Annotated in this window: 17 protein-coding genes; 7 read left to right on the forward strand and 10 right to left on the reverse strand. The window is 67.6% G+C overall.

Annotation, left to right across the window (positions count from 1 at the left end; translation table 11 throughout):
* The first annotated feature begins 107 nt into the window (after positions 1–107).
* Positions 108–4,364 (forward strand): choice-of-anchor I family protein, encoded by a 4,257-nt coding sequence (locus STVA_RS07280; protein ID WP_123689270.1) that lies wholly within the window; start codon positions 108–110, stop codon positions 4,362–4,364.
* Positions 4,365–4,385: 21 nt separating this feature from the next.
* On the opposite strand, the gene STVA_RS07285 is transcribed toward STVA_RS07280, so the two are convergent.
* The 10 genes from STVA_RS07285 to STVA_RS07330 form a co-directional block, all read right to left on the reverse strand.
* The gene (locus STVA_RS07285) at positions 4,386–5,780 is read right to left on the reverse strand and encodes an NDP-hexose 2,3-dehydratase family protein (protein ID WP_170216411.1); all 1,395 of its coding nucleotides are present in this window, start codon (positions 5,778–5,780) and stop codon (positions 4,386–4,388) included.
* Between the two features lie 2 nt (positions 5,781–5,782).
* A complete protein-coding gene (locus STVA_RS07290; RefSeq protein WP_170216410.1) occupies positions 5,783–6,901 on the reverse strand; it encodes a glycosyltransferase family 61 protein in 1,119 nt (372 codons plus the stop codon).
* 16 nt (positions 6,902–6,917) lie between these two features.
* Positions 6,918–7,784 carry a 3-mercaptopyruvate sulfurtransferase gene (gene sseA / locus STVA_RS07295; RefSeq protein ID WP_123689267.1) on the reverse strand — a complete coding sequence of 289 codons (867 nt, stop codon included), beginning with the start codon at positions 7,782–7,784 and terminating at the stop codon, positions 6,918–6,920.
* 16 nt (positions 7,785–7,800) lie between these two features.
* Positions 7,801–8,508, reverse strand: a complete 708-nt coding sequence (locus STVA_RS07300) for an alanyl-tRNA editing protein (RefSeq protein WP_123689266.1) — start codon at positions 8,506–8,508, stop codon at positions 7,801–7,803.
* Between the two features lie 7 nt (positions 8,509–8,515).
* Positions 8,516–9,517, reverse strand: a complete 1,002-nt coding sequence (locus tag STVA_RS07305; protein ID WP_123689265.1) for a cysteine synthase A — start codon at positions 9,515–9,517, stop codon at positions 8,516–8,518.
* Between the two features lie 124 nt (positions 9,518–9,641).
* The gene (locus STVA_RS07310; protein ID WP_123689264.1) at positions 9,642–10,331 is read right to left on the reverse strand and encodes an SDR family NAD(P)-dependent oxidoreductase; all 690 of its coding nucleotides are present in this window, start codon (positions 10,329–10,331) and stop codon (positions 9,642–9,644) included.
* Between the two features lie 59 nt (positions 10,332–10,390).
* Positions 10,391–11,893, reverse strand: coding sequence for a hypothetical protein (locus STVA_RS07315; protein ID WP_142235695.1), 1,503 nt, complete (start codon positions 11,891–11,893; stop codon positions 10,391–10,393).
* Complete coding sequence (locus STVA_RS07320; protein ID WP_170216409.1) at positions 11,893–14,082, reverse strand: KGGVGR-motif variant AAA ATPase; 2,190 nt, start codon at positions 14,080–14,082, stop codon at positions 11,893–11,895. Before STVA_RS07320 ends, STVA_RS07315 begins: the two co-directional genes overlap by 1 nt.
* 71 nt (positions 14,083–14,153) lie before the next feature.
* The gene (locus STVA_RS07325; protein WP_142235696.1) at positions 14,154–14,873 is read right to left on the reverse strand and encodes a helix-turn-helix domain-containing protein; all 720 of its coding nucleotides are present in this window, start codon (positions 14,871–14,873) and stop codon (positions 14,154–14,156) included.
* Between the two features lie 395 nt (positions 14,874–15,268).
* On the reverse strand, positions 15,269–16,960 hold the full coding sequence (locus STVA_RS07330; protein WP_123689862.1) for an N-acyl-D-amino-acid deacylase family protein: 1,692 nt from the start codon (positions 16,958–16,960) through the stop codon (positions 15,269–15,271).
* Positions 16,961–17,125: 165 nt separating this feature from the next.
* Here STVA_RS07330 and STVA_RS07335 point away from each other — a divergent pair, with 165 nt between their 5' ends.
* From STVA_RS07335 to STVA_RS07360, 6 genes are all read left to right on the forward strand, one after another.
* Positions 17,126–17,536 (forward strand): hypothetical protein, encoded by a 411-nt coding sequence (locus STVA_RS07335; protein ID WP_197735812.1) that lies wholly within the window; start codon positions 17,126–17,128, stop codon positions 17,534–17,536.
* Between the two features lie 60 nt (positions 17,537–17,596).
* Complete coding sequence (locus tag STVA_RS07340; protein ID WP_123689262.1) at positions 17,597–18,634, forward strand: ABC transporter ATP-binding protein; 1,038 nt, start codon at positions 17,597–17,599, stop codon at positions 18,632–18,634.
* A gap of 12 nt (positions 18,635–18,646) precedes the next feature.
* The gene (locus tag STVA_RS07345) at positions 18,647–19,621 is read left to right on the forward strand and encodes an ABC transporter ATP-binding protein (protein ID WP_123689261.1); all 975 of its coding nucleotides are present in this window, start codon (positions 18,647–18,649) and stop codon (positions 19,619–19,621) included.
* Between the two features lie 88 nt (positions 19,622–19,709).
* Positions 19,710–20,099 carry a carboxymuconolactone decarboxylase family protein gene (locus STVA_RS07350; protein ID WP_123689260.1) on the forward strand — a complete coding sequence of 130 codons (390 nt, stop codon included), beginning with the start codon at positions 19,710–19,712 and terminating at the stop codon, positions 20,097–20,099.
* A 43-nt stretch (positions 20,100–20,142) separates the two neighbouring features.
* Positions 20,143–21,522, forward strand: a complete 1,380-nt coding sequence (locus tag STVA_RS07355; protein ID WP_123689259.1) for a ferredoxin reductase family protein — start codon at positions 20,143–20,145, stop codon at positions 21,520–21,522.
* 85 nt (positions 21,523–21,607) lie between these two features.
* On the forward strand, positions 21,608–21,946 hold the full coding sequence (locus STVA_RS07360) for a helix-turn-helix transcriptional regulator (protein ID WP_123689258.1): 339 nt from the start codon (positions 21,608–21,610) through the stop codon (positions 21,944–21,946).
* Positions 21,947–22,066: the final 120 nt, after the last annotated feature.

Below are 22,066 nucleotides of genomic sequence, written 5' to 3' on the forward strand. Positions count from 1 at the left end.
CATGGCCCTGTAGCGCACCGGTTATCCACCGCCGCTAACCCTGGCCGGAGTGGTCGACCGATCCGGGCGGGTCGGTCGACCCCCTTCCTTCATCGCCGGGGGCGACATTGGCCAACTATACCTTGCAGATTCTCCATGCCTCGGATTTCGAGGCCGGTGTCGACGCGCTCTCGACGGCGCCCCAGTTCGCGGCCATCGTCGATGCCCTCGACGAGACCCATGACAACACGCTGATCCTGTCCTCGGGCGACAATTTCATCCCCGGGCCGTTCCTTTCGGCCGGCAGCGACCCCTCCGTGCGCGACGAGTTGCAGGCGGTCTACAACCAGCTCTATGGCCTGCCGGTCGACCGCAACGGCGACGGCATCGCGGAGTCCTTCGCCGACCTGCGCGAAGGCGGGGCACGGCTCGATGTCGCGATCCTGAACACGATCGGCATCCAGGCCTCGGCCCTGGGCAACCACGAGTTCGACCTCGGCACCAATCCGCTGCGGGAGGCGATCGGCCAGGACGTGCGCGGCGCCCTGCCGCAGAATGTGCGCTGGCTCGGCGTCGACTTCCCCTATCTCAGCGCCAACCTGGATTTCTCCGAGGACGCCAACCTCGCGCCCATCTTCACGAGCGAGATCCGCGACGCGTCGGATTTCGATGCCAGCCTGGCCGACCTGAACGGTGCCACGGACGGTCGCAAGATCGCGCCGGCCACGATCATCACGGTCAATGGCGAGCGGATCGGCATCGTCGGCGCGACCACACCGGAGTTGGAGCGCATCTCGTCCACCGGCGACACGACGGTGATCGGGCCGGGCGCCGGAACCCAGGACATGCAGGCGCTGGCCGCCGTCATCCAGCCGACGATCGACGCCCTGATCGCCCGCGGCATCGACAAGATCGTGCTGCTGTCGCACCTCCAGCAGATCGGCCTGGAACAGGCCCTGGCGCCGCTGCTGAAGGGCGTCGACATCATTATCGCGGGCGGCTCCAACACGCTGCTGGCCGACGACCAGGACGTGGCGGCCGGCCTCCAGCCCGGCGATACCGCCGAGGGGCCCTATCCGATCGTCACCACGAACGCCGACGGCGACCCGCTGCTGATCGTCAACACCGATGGCGGATACGAATATGTCGGCCGGCTGGTGGTGGAGTTCGACGAGCAGGGTCGCCTGCTGCCGGGCAGCGTCGATCCGGCGGTCAGTGGGGCCATCGCCGCCACCGACGAGAACGTGGAGGCGCTGTGGGGCGACGCCGACGCCGCTTATGCCGCCGGCACCAAGGGCGGAATGGTGCAGACCCTGGTCGACGCGGCCGAGGGCGTGATCGTGGCCAAGGACGGGCTGATCTTTGGCCGCACCGACGTATTCCTGGACGGCAAGCGCGCCGAGGTCCGCACGGAGGAGACCAACCTTGGGGACCTGTCGGCCGACGCCAACCTGGCCCGCGGCCGCGAGCTCGATCCGACGGTGGTCGTCAGCATCAAGAACGGCGGCGGCATCCGCGAGCCGATCGGCGTGGTGGAGCAGGTGGGGTTGGGCCAGACCACGGAGCTGCCACCTGCGGCCAACCCGTTGGCCGACAAGGCCGAAGGCGACATCTCCCGCCTCGACATCGAGAACGCGCTGCGCTTCAACAATGGCCTGACGTTGCTGACGGTGACCCGCGCGCAGCTCGTCCAGGTGCTGGAGCATGCGGTGGCCGGCACGGCGCCGGGCGCCACGCCGGGCCAGTTCGCCCAGGTCGGCGGCGTGTCCTACAGCTTTGACGCGACGCGCCCGGCCGGCGACCGCATCCTGTCGGCAGCCCTGACCGACGCGGACGGCCATGTGACCGACGTGCTGGTGCGCGACGGCGCGCTGGTCGGCGATGCCGCGGCGGGGGTCCGCATCATCACCCTCAACTTCATGGCCGATGGCGGCGACGGCTATCCCTTCAAGACATTCCTGGATGCCGACCCGGCCTTCGCCGACCGGGTCGACCTCGCCTCGGAGGATGCCGACAGGGACGGCGTGCTCGATGCCGGCGAGGATCTGAACCGCAACGGCCGGCTCGACCTGGCGGCTGCCATCGATCCGGGTGCCGCCACCTTCGCTGCCTCCAGCAGCGAGCAGGACGCGATGGCCGACTATGTCGCCGCGCGCTACGCCGAGACCCCTTACGACGTCGCCGATACCGGCCCCGAGCAGGACGAGCGCATCCAGAACCTGGCCTTCCGCGAGGATGGCGTACTCGACGGCCCCTACGACATGGCCGGCACGGCCGGAGCGGACAATCTGGTCGGCAGCGGTGCCGCCGACACGCTGAGCGGTGGCCAGGGTGATGACACGCTGGAAGGGCTGGATGGCGCGGACCTGCTGTTCGGCGGCCAGGGCAGCGACCGGCTGCTGGGCGGTGCCGGGGCGGACTTTGCCCTGGCCGGTGCCGGCAACGACCTGGTCGAGGGTGGCGAGGGCGACGACCTGTTCCTCAACGGCAACCGCGGTGCCGACACCGTGCGCGGCGGGGCCGGGGCCGACCGCCTGCATGGTGGCCAGGACGAGGACACGCTGGACGGCGGTGCCGGCGCCGACACCCTGTCGGGCGACCGTGGCGACGACCTGCTGATCGGCGGCGAGGGGGCCGACCGCTTCCTCTTCCTGCCGCTGGCGCCGGCCGGCACGCAGCAGATCGCGCTGCAGCCGATCGCCACCTACGACCATGGCGGCTTCGAGGAGGGGGCGGCCGAGACGCTGGCCTTCGATCCGGCCAGCAAGCGGCTGTTCGTCACCAACGCCCAGGCCAACACCCTGGACGTGCTCGACATCGCCGATCCGGAGAACCCGATCCTCTTCAAGAGCGTGGCGCTCGACGCGTTCGGCGGCGGCGTCAACAGCGTGGCGGTGAAGAACGGCATCGTCGCGGCGGCCGTCGCCAACGACGACGGCGCCGCGGCCGGGACCGTGGTGTTCTTCGACACCGCGGGCAACCTGCTGGGCCAGCAGGCGGTGGGCGTGCTGCCCGACATGCTGACCTTCACGCCGGACGGCCGCATGGTGCTGGTTGCCAACGAGGGCGAGCGGGTGGGCGATCCGGGGCCCGACCAGATCGACCCGCCGGGCACCATCAGCATCATCGACCTGTCGGCCGGGGTGGCCGCTGCCACGACGGTCACGCTCGGCTTCTCGGCCTTCGAGGGCCAGCGGGAAGCCTTGGTCGCCGATGGGTTGCGGGTCACGTCGGGCAAGTCCCTGGCGCTCGACCTGGAGCCCGAATACATCACGGTGACGCCGGACGGCACGCGCGCCTACGTCTCGATCCAGGAGGCGAGCGCCTTCGCGGTCGTGAACCTGGCCACCAAGGCGATCGAGGAGATCCTGCCGCTCGGCCGCAAGGACTACAGCCTGCCCGGCAACGGCTTCGATGCCTCGGATCGCGACGCGGGCATCAATATCGTCAACCACCCGGTCTTCGGCCTCTACGAGCCGGATGCCATCGCCAGCTTCTCGGCCGGCGGCCAGACCTACATCGTGACCGCCAACGAGGGCGACGCCCGCAGCGACGGCAGCGACGAGGTCCGGCTGGGCAGCCTGAAGCTCGACCCCACCGCCTTCCCCAATGCGGCCGAGTTGCTGAAGAACGAGAATCTCGGCCGCCTCACCGTGTCGCTGATCGACGGCGACACCGACGGGGATGGGGACCTGGACGAGATCGTCGCCTTCGGTGGGCGCAGCTTCTCGATCTTCGATGCCGACGGCAAGCTGGTCTTCGACAGCGGCGACCAGTTCGAGCGGATCATTGCCGCCGCCTATCCCGGCAACTTCAATGCCGGCAACACGAGCAACGCGCTCGACGATCGCAGCGATGCCAAGGGCCCGGAGCCGGAGGCGATCTCGATCGGCACGATCGGCGACCGTACCTACGCCTTCATCGGCCTGGAGCGGATGGGCGGGGTCATGGTCTACGACGTGACCGACCCGACCAAGCCGGCCTTCGTCGAGTACACCAACAACCGGGACTTCTCGCAGGACGTCGAGAGCGCCTCGGCAGGCGACCTCGGGCCGGAGGTCACGCAGTTCATCGCCGCCGCCGACAGCCCGAACGGCAAGCCGCTGGTTGTCGTCGCCAACGAGATCAGCGGCACGACCACCATCTACGCGGTGGAGGAGGGTGACTCGATTCCGGTCATCGAGGGCGCCGGCTACGACGTCGTCGCCGACTTCGACCTGGCGATCGACCGCATCGTCCTGGCCGAAGGACAAGCCTACACCCTGGGGGCCTCGGCCGATGGCGATGCGCTGCTGATCCTGTCGGCAGACCACTGGGTCGAACTGGACGGCCTGGCCTTGGCGCAGGTCCAGCCGGTGATCGCCGACCTCGTCCTGTTCGCCTGACGCCCAGCCGGCGGGCCGGACCTATGCCGGCCCGCCGGCCAGCGACAGCAGTAGGCTGGCGGCACTCCGCCCCTCGTTGGTGACGGTGCCGGGGGTGCGGCACAGGCTCTCGAACTGGCGCACGGTGGCCCAGCGCAGGTCGTCGGCCATCGGCACGGCCATGTCCTCCGGCAGTTCGACCACGCGGTAGAGGTTGCTGTCCTGGAAGAAGCGACCGCCTTCCTCCGACTGGCGGCAGGCAAGGCGGACAGCGGCCCGGCCATCCTCCGCCGCGGCATGGAGGGTGCGCCAGGGGGCCGGCATGGCGGCGCCCGGTGCCACCTGCAGGCTGGCCGTCACCTCGACCCGGTTGGCGAGGCCGGCCTCGCCGATCGCCCGCAGCAGCAGGTGCAGGATGCCGCGCCGCCGCTGGCAAAGCAGGGTGACCGTGCCCTCGCCGGTGCTTTCCACCAGCGGCTGCTGCCATTCCGGCACCTCGCGGTCGCGCGCCCGCACGTCGAACCCATGCACGGCGAAGCCGCCTGGCCGTTCGGCCGCGATGTCCGGCACCAGCCCGGCCTCGGCCAGCCGCCATCCGGGGATGGCGGCCAGGGGCAGGCGCGCGTGCAGGTGCTGCCGCGCCGCGCGGTGGCGGGCCAGCCATGCGGCCAGCCGGGCCGATGTCTCTTCGCCGGCATCGTCGGCGGCCGCATGGGATTGCGCCACCGCCTCGCCGAAGCCGCCCCGGCCGCGCCAGCCAGCAAAGGCGGGGCCATCAGCCAGCCGGTCCCAGGGCGCGGAAACCAGGACCGACCGGGCATCGGTGTTCAGCACGTTGTCCCAGGCCAGCAGGCGCAGCACGTCGGCCGCGGGCAGCCAGCGCCAGGCGGCGTCCGCCGGCTCGGGCGCCTGCGCCTGCGTCACCTCCACCAGCATGTTGCGGTTGCGCTTGCCGAGGAAGCGCGAGCCCTGCTCGCTCTGGCGGGCATCGGCCACGATGGCCCCGGCGTCTGCGTCCCGGAACAGATCCAGGTAGGGTGCCACTGTGCCCGCATGGCGCCGCTCGTAGTTGCTGGGCGTGCATTGGAAGGTGGGGGCAAGCTGCACGGCCCCGATGTTGCCGGGCTCGGTCTTGGCCTGCACCAGCAGTTCACGGCCACCCGCCTTCCGGCGCGACAGGAAGCCCAGGATGCCGATCTCCGGCTGGTCGATGAAGGGCTGCCGCTCGACCATGTCGGGGCCGCCGGCATCGTCCCGCGCCCGGGTCTCGATGCCCAGCACCCGAAAGAAGCCACCCGTGTCGTGCGCCAGGGCGTCGTCGCCGAGCGTCCATCGCGCGACCTGGGTCAGCGGGCGCCGGGCGACGGCGAAGCCGCTGCGATGGGCCTGCTCGGCGCGCCACAGGGCGATGTCCGCGACGAGGGGGGAGCCTGGCAAGGTCATCGACCGCCGGGCGGCTGGGCCGCGGTGGCGGCGATGGCGGCCTCCGCACAGCGCACGAGCTTGCGCGGGTCGACGCGGCGCAGGTCGCCGTCGTCCGCCGGTTCGCTCCGCAGATAGGCCAGGCGGTGGCCGCGCAAGCCGGCGATGCGGCTTTGCGTATCGTTCAGCAGGTCGATGTTCACGATGCCGGTGCCCCGGCGCGAGAAGACGGTGCTCTTCAGGGCCGAGCCATGGACGCCCGCGATCACCTCGGCGCCAGCGAAGATCGCCACCTGTCGCGGCCAGGGCAGGGTCTCGGGGCGGATCGCGACGAAGCCCAGCGGCTCCAGCGCCGCGATAAGGTCGCTGTCGTCGGCCAGCAGGCGCCCGCGCCCGGAATCGACGCCGGCCCGCGAAATGAAGACCCGCCTCGGCACCGGCTCCCGGTCCCCGATCCGGTCCGCCAATGAGGCATAGAACCCGGCCGCCGCCGGATGGAACCAGAAGTCGCCATGAGCCAGCGTCGGCACCAGCAGGGTTTCCACCCGCAAGGTCTCGGTCGCGACGCTGTAGCGATGCACCCGGTCCTGGTGGATGCCCAGCGTGCGCAGCATCTGCCGGGCGAAGCCCCGCACGAAGCTCGGCAGCAGGATCGGCACGTCGGCGGGAATGGTCCGGATCGCCCCCCGCAGGATCCAGAGCCGGGGCAGGATGTCGAGCAGCAGGTGGCCGTAGCTGGTGAAGCCGGGCCCGCCGATCAGGATCGCAGCACCGGCCAGCCGCCGCTCGGGGAGCTTCGTGCTGAGCGGAGAATCGAACATCTCGCCGCGCAGCAACTGGTTGCGCCAATGGCCGGTGATGCTGCGGCCGACGACGATGCGGCCGTCCATGGCCATGTGCCCGGCGCCGCCGACCAGGACATCCTTCAGCACATGGCAGCCGAGCGCCGGCACCGCTTCCGGCGCCGCGCCATGCAATGCGGCTGCGTTGTCGGGCAGCAGGTCGGCATCATCCAGCAACAGCGGCGGCGCGGCGCTGGCCGTCGCCGCCGGCAGGAACGGAAGCCAGCGATGGCGCTCGCCCAGTTCCGCTGGCTCCGCCAGGTCGATCGCGCCGGTATGGTCGTCCACGGCCATGCCGGCGCCGGCCGGCCTAGCCCTTGGCGGGGCCGGTCGCGACGGGGGTGTCGCCCGGCAGGCCCCATTCGGCCCACGAGCCGTCATAGAGGGCCAGGTCCTTCTTACCCAGCAAGTGCAGGCCGAGATAGAGGATCGCCGCCGTGATGCCCGAGCCGCAACTCGTCACCACCGGCCGGTCGAGGTCGACGCCGGCCGCCAGGAAGGCTGCGCGCAGCCGGTCGGCCGGCAGGTAGGTCTTGGTCTTGGGGTCCAGCAGGTCGGGGTAGGGCACGTTCAGGCTGTCCGGGATGCGGCCCTGGCGGCGGCCCGGCCATACCTCGGCCGCCTCGCCGCGCCAGCGCTCGGCCGCGCGGGCATCGACCACCTGCTCGGCCGCGGCGTCGATGTTGGCCCGCACCTGCGCCTTGTGGCGCAGCCGCGCCGGGTCGAACGACGCCTGGTAGGTGGTGGCGGGCAGCATCACCCTGCCGGCCTCCACCGACCGGCCCTCGGCCTCCCACTTCGGCAGGCCGCCATCCAGCACCGACACGCGGGCATGGCCGAAGATGCGGAAGGTCCACCACACCCTGGGCGCACTCACCAGTCCGCTGGCATCATAGACCACCACATGGTCGCCGTTGGCGATGCCGCGCTCGCCCATGGCACGCGCGAAGGCGTCCGCATCGGGCAGCATGTGCGGCAGGGGCGAATTATGGTCCGACACGCCGTCGACGTCGAAGAAGACCGCGCCCGGGATGTGCTTGGCCTGGTACTCGGCCAGCGCGTCGCGCTTCAGGTTGGGCAGGAAATAGGTGCCGTCGACCACCCGCACGCCGGGGTCGTTCAGATGCTCGGCCAGCCACTGGGTGGAAACCAGGGCGTCGGGATTGGCATAGCTCATGGGGGCTTCCTTGGGATCAGGCAAAGGCGATGACGACGCGCCGGTTCTGCCGGCCCTTGTTCTCGATCTTGGCGATCTCGACCCGACCGATCTCGCCCGTGCGCTGCACATGCGTGCCGCCGCAGGGCTGCAGGTCGACGCCGGCAATGTCGAGCAGCCGCACCCGGCCCTGGCCCGAGGGTGGCTTCACCGACATGGTGCGCACCAGCTCGGGCCGCTCGGCCATCTCGGCGTCGGTGATCCAGGTCGAGGCGACCGGGTGGTCGGCCGCCACCAGCGCGTTCAGCTTCTCGGTCAGCACGGCCTTGTCCAGCGCCTCGCCGGGAATGTCGAAATCCAGCCGGCTGCGATCGGCGCCCACCTGGCCGCCGGTAACGGCACCCGGCACGATGGCGCAGACCAGGTGCATGCAGGTGTGCATGCGCATGTGGCGGTGGCGCCGCTCCCAGTCGATGGCCGCGACCACGGCGCTGCCGGCGGCCGGCAAGGTGCTGCCGGGGGCGGGGATATGCAGGATGCCGTCGGGCGTCGGCGCCTTCACCGTGTCGACGATGGCGATCTCGCCGCCGTCGGCCAGGCGGATGGTGCCGGTGTCGCCCGGCTGGCCGCCGCCGGTCGGGTAGAAGACGGTGCGGTCGAGCGTGATGCCGCGCTCGTCGGCGGCGATCACGGTGGCCGCGCACTCGCGCAGGTAGGCGTCGTCGCGGAACAACTGCTCGGTCATCGCCGCCTCACGCCATCCAGGAGGGAACGGGCAGGTTCTTCTCCCGCAGGAAGGCGGGGTTGAACAGCTTGGACTGGTAGCGCGCGCCGCCGTCGCACAGTATGGTGACGATGGTGTGGCCCGGCCCCAGCTTGCGCGCCAGCTTGATGGCGCCGCCGACATTGATGCCGCTCGACCCGCCCAGGACCAACCCTTCCTCGCGGATCAGGTTGAAGATGATCGGCAGGGCCTCCTCGTCGGTCACCTGGAACTGGTCGTCGATCGAGGCGTCCTCCAGGTTCTTGGTGATGCGGCCCTGGCCGATGCCCTCGGTGATGGACCCGCCCTCGGACTTCAGCTCGCCATGGGCATAGAAGTTGTAGAGCGCGGCCCCCATCGGGTCGGCCAGGACGATCTTCACGTCCTTGTTGCGCGCCTTCAGCGCCATGCCGGTGCCGACGAGCGTGCCGCCGCTGCCGACCGAGCAGGTGAAGGCGTCGACCTTGCCGTCGGTCTGTTCCCAGATCTCCGGCCCGGTCGTGTCGATATGGGCCTGGCGGTTGGCGACATTGTCGAACTGGTTGGCCCAGACCGCGCCGTTGGGCTCCGTCTTCGCCATCGCCTCGGCCAGGCGGCCGGACTGCTTGATGTAGTTGTCGGGGTTGGAGTAGGGCACCGCCGGCACCAGGCGCAGGTCTGCCCCGCACAGGCGCAGCATGTCCTTCTTTTCCTGGCTCTGCGTCTCGGGCATGACGATGACGGTGCGATAGCCCAGCGCATTGGCGACCAGGGCCAGCCCGATGCCGGTATTGCCGGCCGTGCCCTCGACGATGACGCCGCCCGGCCGCAGCAGGCCGCGCCGTTCGGCATCGCGGATGATCGACAGGGCCGCCCGATCCTTCACCGATCCGCCGGGATTGAGGAACTCCGCCTTGCCGAGGATGGTGCAGCCGGTCTCCTCGGAGGCGCGGCGCAGCTTGATGAGGGGGGTCCGGCCGATCGTGCCGGTGAATCCGTCGCGGATCTCCATGGGGGGTGGCTCCTGAACGCCGGGGGAAACGTAGCCCGGAGTTAGCGAAAAACCGCCCGCCTGACCAGAACGATCCCCGCATGGCAGGGATCTGCCGGCGTGCTGCCGGCCCGGGCGGTTCCGCTCAACTGAGGCCGACCACCGGGATGCCCGCCCCGTGGATCGCGCGTGCCCGATCGGATGCCAGGAACAGGATGACGTCGGCCAGCGCCTCGCGCGAAACCCAGCGCGCGGGGTCGGCCTTGGGCATGTCGGCGCGGTTGGCCGGGGTGTCGATGATGCTGGGCATCACGCAGTTGACGTTGATGCCGCTGTCGCGCAACTCGCCCGCCATCGCCTCGGTCAGGCGCAGCACGGCGGTCTTGGCGATGGAGTAGGCGGCCATGGCCGGCGCTGCCTTCAGGGCGGCCATCGCCGCCACGTTGACGATCTTGCCGTGCCCTTGCGCCTTCATTGCGGGCACGACCGCGCGCGCCATGTTGAGGACGCTGACGGCGTTGCGCCCCAGCATGTCGTCCCACATGGCGGGCTCGGTCTCGTGCACTGCCGGCCCCATGGCGAAGCCGCCGGCGATGTTGCACAGCACGTCGACGCCGCCGGCCGCCGCCTGGCCGACGATGTCGACGACGCGGGCGGCATCGGTGATGTCGACGGCGACTTGCCGGTGGGCCTGGCCGAACGCCTTGGCCAGGCCCTCGGCATGCAGGTCGACCAGGATCAGTGCCGCACCCTGGCCGGCGAAGGCTTCCGCCACCGCCCGGCCCAGGGCGCCGGCGGCACCGGTCACCATCACCGTCCGATCCCGGAAGTCCATCGATCATTAGCCTTTCTGTCGCAACTGACGTCTATCGCATCCGCTGGAGGATTGCAGCACTACTTGGCCGGACGCACCAGCCAGCCCCTAAGCCCATGCCACTCTACGGTGCCGTGTCTCATCACACTGGATTCGCAGGCGACCTCGGCTCGAGCAAGCGGGGCATGGCTTCCTTTGTCGGCAGCGGCAGTGCGTCCGGGCCCGATCGCCACTGCCATGATCTCCTTGCCCGGCGCAGCCGATTTGTCCTTGAGCCAGTGCACCATCGTAAGGCTGCTGCAGACCAAGAAGTGCCCCTGTGATTCGAATGACAGCGTGATCGCGCGATGAGTCGACCACCGATCAATCCCCGTGCCGGTGTCGAGTATGGGTACGAACACCCAGTCAGGCTGCCAGGAATGGAGAAGAGCAGGTAGCGACGCTATCATAAGATCCTGGCAAATCAGAACAAGACAGCGACCTAGCCCATCGACATCAGCAATAGTGAAGGTATCTCCACAGGTTATGTTCTCCATTAACTGTTGCGTGTCGGGTAAATCGCCCAGGTCGAGGCGCTCGAAGGTCGGCTTATTCATGCCATAGGCCCATACCTTTCGATGACGCCACAAAGTTGCGCCCAGAGCATTAAGCATTACCGCTTCGTTGACGGGCGGCTCATGGTCTCTAGCGGGCATAAGTCCCGAGCCGGCCACAACTAGGCGTGGTGATGGCCCGCTAGCCAGCGCATGAGCAAATCCGTCTAAGTCGCTAGCGACTATGGTCAGCTCTGGTGCCAAAAGCATGTCGCTGTCGGCCGCGTCGCGGACAGCGCGCGTGAAGGATGCGAGCGGGTGGAATGATCCGCCCTGGGTGATATCGATCACCGCAGTTCCATCGAGTTCTCGGAGACGAGGCACTAGATCGGTTGAGGCCTCTGCGAGCGGAACGAAGGTGACGCGCTCAGCCCCCTCACTGCGTTTGCGGGGCGGGACACCGCGTGCAATGCCCTGATCAATAACGTGGATGTGGACGGTCGCGGTGCCCGAGTCGTGATCGAGGCGCCGAACACCGCAGCCAAGATACCCGAACTGGTCTGGAAGGCTGAACCCTCCCTCGTGGAAACGACCGCGAGCGTTCCGGGCGAAAGGACCTCGAGGAACGAGAAAGTGCGTGTCAGTTTGGGCATAGACACCATATGCGGTCCGGCGTTCGCCGGCTTCACGGACCCAGGCCGGCGCCGCGGGCCGGGTGAAGTACGGAGGTAGCAAACGAGATCGCGGGTGGACGTGAGCCATCGCGATGTCGATCTCCCGCATGAGTTGTAGCAAAAGCCCCGCCTGCCGCTGCCGGATTCCGACGGCAGCACCTTCCGGCCAGATTTTTCTGAGCGCCGCGCAACATTTGATGACAGCATCGGCCCCGTTATGCTGGGTGAGTGCGTCAGCCACCGCGAATTTGACGTCGTCGGGGCAAGCTTTAGCCATCGACAGTGCGTTGCCTGAAAGGCGTATGGCCACCGACCAAGCGATGAGAAACAGCTGCGCTGGTTCGGCCGACGAGCGAAGATCGTCAAGTGTGGTCATCAGGTGTCCTCGGACCGAGGCCTGTCAAAGCTGATGATGACCTCAGATAGGAGATCGAGCGATCCCTTCGGGGCGCCAACCGCAATCAGAGTATCGTGGAGATGGGCGTAATTTTTAATTAGTGCAGATGCAGACGATCGCGCTGAACGACGGGAGAGCTGCCGGCGAAGGGTCCGGCTGAGTACCTGCCCCGATACTTCGGCAAGCGCGCCGAGGGCCCTTTCTGCGCTCCCTTTTCGCGTTTCGCTAACCGCAAGTGCCAGCCGTTCGGTAGTGGTGGCGAAGCGAATAGCCTCCTGGGAGTCGAGCATGATCGGGATAGACGAACGCACGGGGCGGCGTGCGGATACTCGGCGCTGCGTGGTTCCAAACACGGAATTGACGAAAGCAAGCGCGGCCGCCGCGAAATCTGGGCCGTTGAGGAGGGTCTCGACTGCCCAAGTGTAGGTCGGCATATCGCTAACCACAGAGCGCGGCCAGATTTTCGCCGCTTCAAGAAGATGGCGCTCGGCGTCAGCGGCCGCGCTCTCCACACGGGCAATTCGCAGATGTAGGCTTGCTGATATGGTGCTTGCGGATATACCCGCAGCCGCTTTGGACAGAGCGTCGAGCGCTAGCAGCGCCTCACGGCGGGCCGCACTCGGATTGCTCTTCATGAGAACGGCAGATCGCACATCGCCTATCTCTCCTTCAGCGAGTGCGAGCACTGCAGCGTCGGCGTCGGCTAGCTCGCGCATAGCGTCGAGCAGACTTCGGGCCTTGTCAGTCATTCGTAGAGATTGGGTCGACCGCCCTTGTGCCTGGCTGCGCGCCTCGCTGAGGGTGAGGCTAATTCGGCGCTGGAGAATTTCGAGGTCTTGTGGGCCCGCTTCGAGAATGTCGTCGAGCTCGGCATAGCGCCCGCCAGCATCGCGGCTACCGAAATAGACATCGAGATCCTCAAGTGCGTCAACGAGGCGGAGCCGCCAGTCACCGTCGCTTAAAGCGTTGAGTCGGCGCAGCAGATCAACTGCGTTCTTTGCGACTTCCTTGGCTTCGACCTCAGAATCCTTCGAGTCAGAATCCCAGGAAAGTGCGGCAATGGAAAAGGCGGCGCTGACCAATGCCTCTACGTAATCACGGTCCAGTTCGACCGCTGGATCGGCGTCAATTGCACCCAAGAGGTACCGGTCAATTTCCTCGCGAGCACGTCCTGGGTCAGCGTGCTCAAGGCTCTTTAGATATTCGACAGTGGTAAGCTTGGGCTCCAGCCGACGGCGTACTTGCTCGCGCCAAGCAGAGTCGATTTTGGGACGGTAGAGCTCGACCCCAGTCAAGGTCTCGGTTAGAGTTTGATAGGCGAGCGTCAGAACGTCGTGCGCCGGGTCACTGGCGGAAAATGGAGCTAACGTCTCGTAGAATGGCACATTTCCAGCCACCGGTATGGCAATACGTTCCATATCGGCTTCGACTGCGCCGAGATCTAGCCCGGCACGCTGAAGGTGCCGGTGTGCCCGAGCGCGCGCGTCAGCTTCCTCCGTAGGACGATCCTGGGATACACGCATTGGGCAGATACGCAATTGTACGGCGTCGCCTCGACTACCCTTCACTGCTGTGGCGACTTGGGAAATTCCTTCAATATTTTGCCGATTTAGAACGAAGCAAAGCAAGACAGCATCCGGAAGCTGCATCGTGCAGATGCCAGCAACATCTGCGAGACCGGTGCGGCTGTCGACGAGAATCACGTCGTAACTGTCACGACACCAGTTTCGCAGCGCTTCGATCATGATGCCGCCCGCGCTTTGCTCAAAGAAGTCGGTCCAACTGAACCGGGCTAAGGCATCGGCATAGGGCACTAGGTCGGGCGCTCTAATCGTTGGAGAACCAGCCCCTATGAAGTCTAGTCGTGCTCCATCGGGCAGGCGCAACTCAGAAACGAGCGAGCGAGTGCATTGGTCGAATAGCGCACCGCTGCGAAACGTCCTAACATGCTCATCGAGCGCAGTTTTACTTTTGGCGCTGCGGATCCCGCTGGTCCATATCCAAAAAAGATCCAGAATACCATCGGCCGTCCGGATACGTCGGGAATCCGCATGGTCTGTCATTCCACGAAAATAATAAGCAAGACCAGGAGCCTCAAGGTCCCAGTCCATAAGCAGGACGCGCTTGCCCGCCATGGCCGCGAGAAAGCCTACATTGGCGAGGGCCATGGTCCGTCCAACGCCCCCTTTGTAGGAAAAGAATGTCGTAATTGAGCCCGATCGCCCTGAAACCCGTGCCATTAGGCGACTCGTCGTCGGGAGAAATTCGCCAGATCACCAAAGGAGGGAGCTCTCTGAAGATGCGGAGCAAGTTCAATATGCAATTCGTTCACTGCTTTCTTAACTTCAATTGTCTGTGTACTACTCATTGCTAATGGAGCAATTCCAAAATGCTCGAGCACACCAAGAGCCGCTGGTGTCAGAATATTAATGACCGATGTACCCTCTTTGCGTGCCGTAACGATGCCGAGCTGGCGTAGAACGGCCAGTTTGCGGCTTACTGTTTCTTCGCGCTCCCTGACTATTTCGCCCAAACGAAGACCATTGAGCGGCTGGTGCTGCAAGGCTCGTACGTAGCGTTCGTAGCGTTTGTTGCGAATCGTATGCAAAAAGCGATCATCGGCGCGCCGGTCGAACGTGCGCGCTGCTAGGAGATGCGCGAAGGCGGCTTGGCCGAGGAGAAATGCGGCCGCGGTATCATCTTGTCCGGGAGCCCCCCGGGCTGCATCCCGCGCAGCAGGCGACACGGCTGCAAAGAGATCACGGTAGAAGCTGGCGAGCTGGTCAGCTAGCGCGTTAATTGAGATATTGTCCGCAGACTCAATCGCTGCGCGGATGCGATCAGCGAGTACAGCCCCTACACGAGTGCCTACAGCTGCCGGCCCATCGGCGCGCAGCCGCTCGACAGCATCACGAAGGACGTCGAGACTTGATGCATTCTTGATCGCGTCGCTTTTCATATCGCTAATTTAGCCGCTGGGAGTGGCTCGATCAAGGAGTGATCAATTACCGGCGCTGCGTTGACACCGCATATGGCGGTTCAATCGCTGCTACGGCTTTCAAACTCGATTTTCATACCCGACTGTCGAGCAGGTGCGGCGCCGCGCTGGCGACCCTGTCGCTCTTGAGCAGTCGACAACTGGGTTTTCGGCCGCGTAAGTGCCGGAAATATCACCCCCGTCGGAATCTTCAGTGGCTACGGACTCTTCAGTAGCGCCTGCGACTCCAACGAATGGCTCGCCAACCAGGAAATTCTCGTTGGACGTCAAATTGCCCTCCGGTTGACCCAATTCAATTCCGCTGCCCACGGAGTTGTCCAATCACCTATCTGTAAAGAACCGTGTTCAACAGCCAATTAGCGCATCAGCCGGCCGGGCAGTTCGCCCGTGTATTCGTCGTTCCGCAGCGTCTCCAGCCCGGACACGAAGGTGTGGCGATAGCCGCGCGCCTTCTGCAGCAGGCGCGAGCCGCCGGCCGGCAGGTCGTGCACGACCTCGGTCTTGCGTAGCGCCAGCCGCTCGAAGTCGATGATGTTGAGGTCGGCCTTCATGCCGGGTGCGATCACGCCGCGGTCGGTCAGGCCATAGACCCGCGCCGTGTCGAGGGTGTGCTTGCGGACGACGTATTCGAGCGGGAAGCGCCGCCCGCGGGTGCGGTCGCGCGCCCAGTAGGACAAGAGGTAGGTGGGGGCGCTGGCGTCGCAGATGAGGCCGACATGGGCGCCGCCATCGGCCACGCCGATCACGGATGCCTCGTCCGCCAGCATCTCGGCGATGACATCGGAGTTGCCGGCGCTGTAGTTCTCGAACGGATAGAGCAGCAGGGCATGGCCGCCCTCGGACAGCATCAGGTCGAGCGCCAGTTCCCACGGGTTGCGCTGCTGCCGGCGGGCCTGGGCCGCCACGCTGTTGGCGATATCGGGCTCCAGGTCGACGGGCTCGGTCAGCAGGGTCGCGCGCTCCAGCATGCGGGCCATGTTGCGCGCGTCGGCGGTGTCCGGCACCTCGGCCACCAGTGCCCGGCGCAGTGCGGGGTCGGCCATGATGGCGCCAAACCGCTTGGTCGGATGGAGCCCGCGCAGGGCATTTTCCCACACCGGGTGGCCGGTGAAGGGGTTGATCGAGGTTTCCAGCCCCATCAGCATGCCGATCGGCCGGCAGCCGACCTGGGCGGTGACGTCGTGGCCCTCGGCGCGGGCGGCATGGATCTGGTCCATCGTCTCGCGCCAAAGGCCGGGCGCCCGGTCGACCTGCACGATCAGCCACGACATCGGCTGGCCGGAAACCCGGCAGAAGCTGCGCAGGATCTCGAACTCGCCGGGACCGAAGTCGGAATTGACCTCGAAGACGCCCCGCCCGGCGCGCTTCATGGCGAGCGCCAGGGCATGCAGTTCCGGCTCGTCGGCCGACAGGCTGGGCGTCAGCGTGCCGTCGCTCGCCTTGTGCTTGATGGTGCGCGACGTGCTGAGCCCGAAGGCGCCGGCCCCAAGCGATTCCTCCAGCAGGCGCGCCATGGTCGCGGCCTCGGACTCGGTCGGGCGCTGGCTGTGGTCGAACCCGCGCTCGCCCATGACATAGAAGCGCAGCACGCCGTGCGGCATCAGCGCGCCGATGTCCATGGCGTAGGAACGTCCGCCCAGCACGTCGAGATATTCGGGGAAGGATTCCCAGTTGAAGGGCACGCCCTCGGACAGGACTGTGCCCGGGATGTCCTCGACCCCCTCCATCAGCCGGATCAGGTGGTCCTTCGACTCCGGCCGCATCGGCGCGAAGCCGACGCCGCAATTGCCGAAGACGGTGGTCGTCACCCCATGCAGCGAGGACGGCGACAGGTACGAATCCCAGGTCGCCTGCCCGTCATAGTGGGTGTGGATGTCGACGAAGCCGGGCGTCACCAGCAGGCCGTCGGCATCGACCGTGCGGCGCGCCACGCCCGACACGCGCCCGACCTCGACGATGCGGCCGTCGGTCACCGCCACGTCGGCCGTGCGGCCGGCAGCACCGGTGCCGTCGACGAGGGTGCCGCCGCGGACGAGCAGATCGAACATGCTGAACTCCTTTGCTGCCCCCCGGGCGACCTTGGGCCCGAGCATAGCGATTGGAAGGCGCGGCTCGTCAAGGGCGGGTCGCCATCAGAACGGCGGCGCCTTCTGCCCGCCCGCGGTTCGTGATAATCAGGCGGTCCAGCCGCCGATCCTCTCAGGGATGCCGCCATGATCCAGGTGATCCGATATGTACCGCTGCTCGCCTTCGTCGTGGTGGCCTACAACATCGTGGCCGCGATCGGGGTCGAGCTGCTGGACAGCACGCTCTTCAGCATCGGCCTGTTGTCCGGGTCGCCCTTCACCTTCCAGGTGAAGGACGCGCTGATGCTGGCCGGGCTGCTGCTGCTGTATGGCGAGCTGAGCAAGGCCACGCGGACCACCACCGTGTCCATCGCCGACCACACGCTGTCGCTGGGCCTGCTGCTCGTCTGCCTGGTGGAGCTGATCGTGGTGCCGTTCGCCGGTACCTCGACCTTCTTCCTGCTGACGGTCATGACCCTGATCGACGTGATCGCCGGCTTCACCATCACCATCAGCGGCGCCCGTCGCGACCTGACCGCGATCCCGCCCGTCCAGTAAAGCTGATCCTGGCACGCGCCTTGCCTCGTCCCCTGGCAGACAGCCAGGAGGGCGGGCGGGATGCGAAAGGTCGAGGACCGGGGCGGACCGGCGCAACCGCTGCTGATCGTCAGCGGCCTGCGCAAGCATTTCCCCCTGAAGAAACCGATGCTGGCCAGCGGCCCGCGGCCGGTGGTGCGCGCGGTCGACGACGTGTCCTTCACCCTGCCCAAGGGCGGCACGCTGGGGGTGGTGGGCGAAAGCGGCTGCGGCAAGTCGACCACCGCCCGGCTGCTGATGCACCTGGTGGAGCCCGATGCCGGCGACATCATCTTCGACGGCGAGGCGGTCGGCGCCCATGACGGCCTGTCGGTGCGGGCCATGCGCCGGCAGATGCAGATGGTCTTCCAGGACAGCTACGCCTCGCTCAACCCGCGCCTGACCATCCTGGAGACGATCGCCTTCGGCCCGGTCTCGCATGGGGCGGCACCCAAGGCCGCCCGCGCCCAGGCGGCCGACCTTCTGGCGCGCGTCGGCCTCGACCCCGTGCAGTTCCAGCGGCGCTATCCGCACGAGCTCTCGGGCGGCCAGCGCCAGCGGGTGAACATCGCCCGCGCGCTGGCCCTGGGGCCGCGCCTGCTCATCCTCGACGAGGCGGTCTCGGCCCTCGACAAGTCGGTCGAGGCGCAGGTGCTGAACCTGCTGGCCGAGCTGAAGGAACAGTTCGACCTGACCTACCTCTTCATCAGCCATGACCTGAACGTCGTCCACTACATCAGCGACGAGGTGATGGTGATGTATCTGGGCAAGGTGGTGGAGATCGGGCCGGTCGAGGTGATCTATGGCGATGCCCGCCACCCCTACACGCGCGCGCTCCTGGCGTCCCGCCCCTCCATGGACCCGGACCTGAAGACGCGCGAGGCACCGATCGTGGGCGACCCGCCGAACCCGATCAACCCGCCGTCCGGCTGCCGCTTCCGCACCCGCTGCACCTTTGCCGAGGATGTGTGCGCCAGGGTCGAGCCACCGCTGGTGGACGGCGCCGGCGCCGGCCATCTGGTCGCCTGCCACATGAACGACCCGGCGTCCGGCCACGGCCGCGCCCGGCTCGCGGCCTGAAGGGGGGCGGGGATGACCACGCTGCTGTCGATCCGCGACCTGCATGTCCGCTTCGAAGGGCGCGACCGCACCGTCCATGCCGTGAACGGCATCAATTTCGACCTGGCGGCGGGCGAGGTGCTGGGCATCCTCGGCGAGTCCGGATCGGGCAAGAGCGTCACCCTGCGGGCCATCCTGGGCCTGCTGCCGCCGCGGCGCACGCGCTACCAGGGCCAGATCCTGTTCGAGGGCAAGGAACTGCTGGGCCTGCCCGACGCGGCCTTCTCGCGCCTGCGTGGCAAGAGCATCTCGATGATCTTCCAGGAGCCGGCGACCAGCTTCGACCCGGTCTATACCGTCGGCCGCCAGATCGCCGAGACGATCATCCGCCACGAGGGCGTCGGCGAGGCGGCCGCCATGGCGCGCGCCAAGGAACTGCTGGAGCTGGTGCGCATTCCATCGGCGGCGGAGCGCCTGCGCGCCTATCCGCACGAGATGTCGGGGGGCATGCGCCAGCGGGCGATGATCGCGCTGGCGCTCGCCTGCCGACCCAAGCTGCTGCTGGCCGACGAGCCGACGACGGCACTCGACGCCACGGTGCAGATCCAGGTCCTGCTGCTGCTGGCGCAGTTGCAGAAGGACCTCGGGCTGGGGGTGATCTTCGTTACCCACGATGTCGGCGTGGCGGTCGAGGTGTCGTCGCGCCTGGCGGTCATGTATGCCGGCCGGGTGGTGGAGACGGGGCCGCTGGCCGACATCGTCCGCCGGCCGGTCCACCCCTACACGCAAGGGCTGCTTGCCTCGACCGTGCATGGGTCGATGCGCGGGCGCCGGCTGGATGCCATCCCGGGTGCCCCGCCAGCGCTGGCGACCGCGCCGGTCGGCTGTTCCTTCGCGCCGCGCTGCCGCCATGCCCAGGCCGAATGCGACCAGCCGCCGCCCGAGCACCGCTTCGGCAGCGGCCGGATGGCGCGCTGCGTCCTGGCGGCGGAGCGTGCGGCGGCGTGACGGCGTAGCGACGGGGGTTCCGTTCCGCCGCCGCGGTCGGTAGGCATGGCGGGCGGCCGGGCCGGCCGCCTCCAGGGGATATCCGCCGATGAAGCCGATCGACCATGCCGATGCCACGCCCGAGGTGCAGGCCGTCTATGACGACATCCAGCAGACCCGCGGCGTGCCCGACGTCAACAATTTCTGGAAGATGGCGGCCAACCACCCGGCCACCCTGCGCCGCACCTGGGACAGCCTGAAGGAGGTGATGGCGCCGGGCGCGGTCGACGTGCTGACCAAGGAGATGATCTTCCTGGCCGTCAGCATCACCAACGGCTGCACCTATTGCATCCGCTCGCACGAGGCGGCCGCCCGCAAGGCCGGGATGAGCGATGCCCAGCATGGCGAGCTGCTGGCAGTCGTCGGCATGGCGAACGAGACAAACCGCCTCGCGAACGGTTATCAGGTGCCGGTCGACGCGGCGCTGCTCGATCGCTAGCCCGCGTCGCCATCCGTAGCGACAGCCAAGGCAAGCCAGCATCATGACGGTCGCCAGACCGGCGGCCGAACGCGCCGCCACGCCAGGGAACGGGGCCACACGCCGGCCCGGCCGAATCGCCACCGTGTCGCCCGGCTGGTGGGTGGTGCTGGGGGCGCTGCTGGTCACCACCGGCCTGTGGGCGGTGGGCCGCGCCGGCATGGCCGACGACGGCCCGCTGTGGCCCTGGCGCGGCCCCGGCATGCTGGTCGCCGCCTGGGCGATCACGCTGCTGGCCGTCATCCTGCTGGCGACGGCGCGCAGCCGCATGATCGAGCCGATGTTCGGCGGGCTGGACCGCGCGGTGCGCCTGCACCGTCGCCTCGGGCCGATCGCGGTCTCGCTCATCGTCGCCCATGTCGCCTTCTACATCCCGCCCACCATCCAGATGGGCGCGTCGATCGGCGATCTGGTGGTGCCGTTCTGGTCGCCCGACGCGCGCACCTTCGATGCCATCGTCCTCTACGCCCTGCTGGCCTGGACGGCGCTCGCCTACACCAGGCGCCTGCGCTACGAGGGCTGGCTGTCGCTCCATGGCTTCATGGGGCCGATCTTCCTCGGCGCGTCGGCCCATTCGCTGCTCGAAGGCTCCACCATCCTCGCCTTCGAGCCGCTGCGCTTCTGGATGTGGCTGCTGGTCCTGGTGGGGATGGCAAGCTGGGCCTATCGCGTCGTCTTCCATCGCTGGCTGGCGCCGCGCTTCCGCTACAAGGTTGAGCGTGTCGAGCCGCGATCGGGCGACACCATCGACCTGGTGCTGCGTCCGCGCGACCGGCGGATGATCTATGAGCCCGGCACCTTCGTCTTCATCCGCCGCCCGGGCGACGCTGCGACCGGGGGCGAGCTGCACCCGTTCTCGATCTCGTCCTCGCCGGCCGAGCGCAACCTGCGGCTGTCGGTACGCATGCTGGGCGACTTCACCCGGTCGCTGGCGAGCCTGCCGGCGGGGGAGCCGATCGAGGTCTTCGGCCCCTTCGGCAGCTTCACCCCGCACCGCTATGCGGGATATCGCCGGCTGGTCTGCCTGGGCGCCGGCATCGGCATCACGCCCTTCCTCGGCATGCTGCGCTTCGAGATGACCAACGACGACTTCCGCCGCATCTGGCTGTGGTACGTCGTGCGCGACGCCGAAAATGCCCCCTACGACGCCGAGATCCGCGACGGCGTGCTGAAGGCGGACTCCTGGATCGACTACGACCTGTGGATCACGCCGGACCGCGGCCGGCTGACGGCGGCCCAGGTGATGGCCGCCGTTCACCCGCTCGACGACTATGCCGTCATGCTGTGTGGCCGGCCGGAGTTCGTGGGCGACATGGTCCGGCAGTTCCTGGCCGCCGGCCTGCCGCGCGAGCGGCTGATCTGGGAGGATTTCCGGTTCAATTGACGAACGGGTTGCAGATTCCCAGAATGATCCATAAATAGATCGCAAAGCCGACCCATGAACTGTTTACGGATCATGCGCGCCGACAATGACGAAGCTCGCGAACCGCGCCTATTCCCGCTACGCCGGTGACGCCGGAGTGTTGCTGGGCCAGTTGATCCGCCGGGCCCGGCTCGAGCGGAATATGACGGCTGCGGAACTGGCCGAGCGCGCGGGCCTTTCGAGAGGCCTGGTCCAGCGCATCGAGAAGGGCGATCCGGGCTGTGCCATCGGGGCCGTCTTCGAGACGGCCGCCATCGTGGGCGTGCGCCTGTTCGACACAGACCAGGCCGGACTGGCGGCGACCATCGATACCAACCGGACGATCCTCGCCCTGATGCCGCGCTCCGTACGCGCCCCGCGGATCGAGGCCGATGACGATTTCTGAGGCTGGCGCCAGATCCGAAGATCGCCCCAGCGAAGCGTATGTCTGGGTCTGGCTTCCCGGCCAGGTCTGCCCCGTCGTTGCGGGCCGTCTCCAAGCGGCCGATGGTTAGCGTGTCTTTAT

Origin of the sequence: Stella humosa, from assembly GCF_006738645.1 — a bacterium.
Taxonomy (GTDB): Bacteria; Pseudomonadota; Alphaproteobacteria; order ATCC43930; family Allostellaceae; genus Allostella; species Allostella humosa.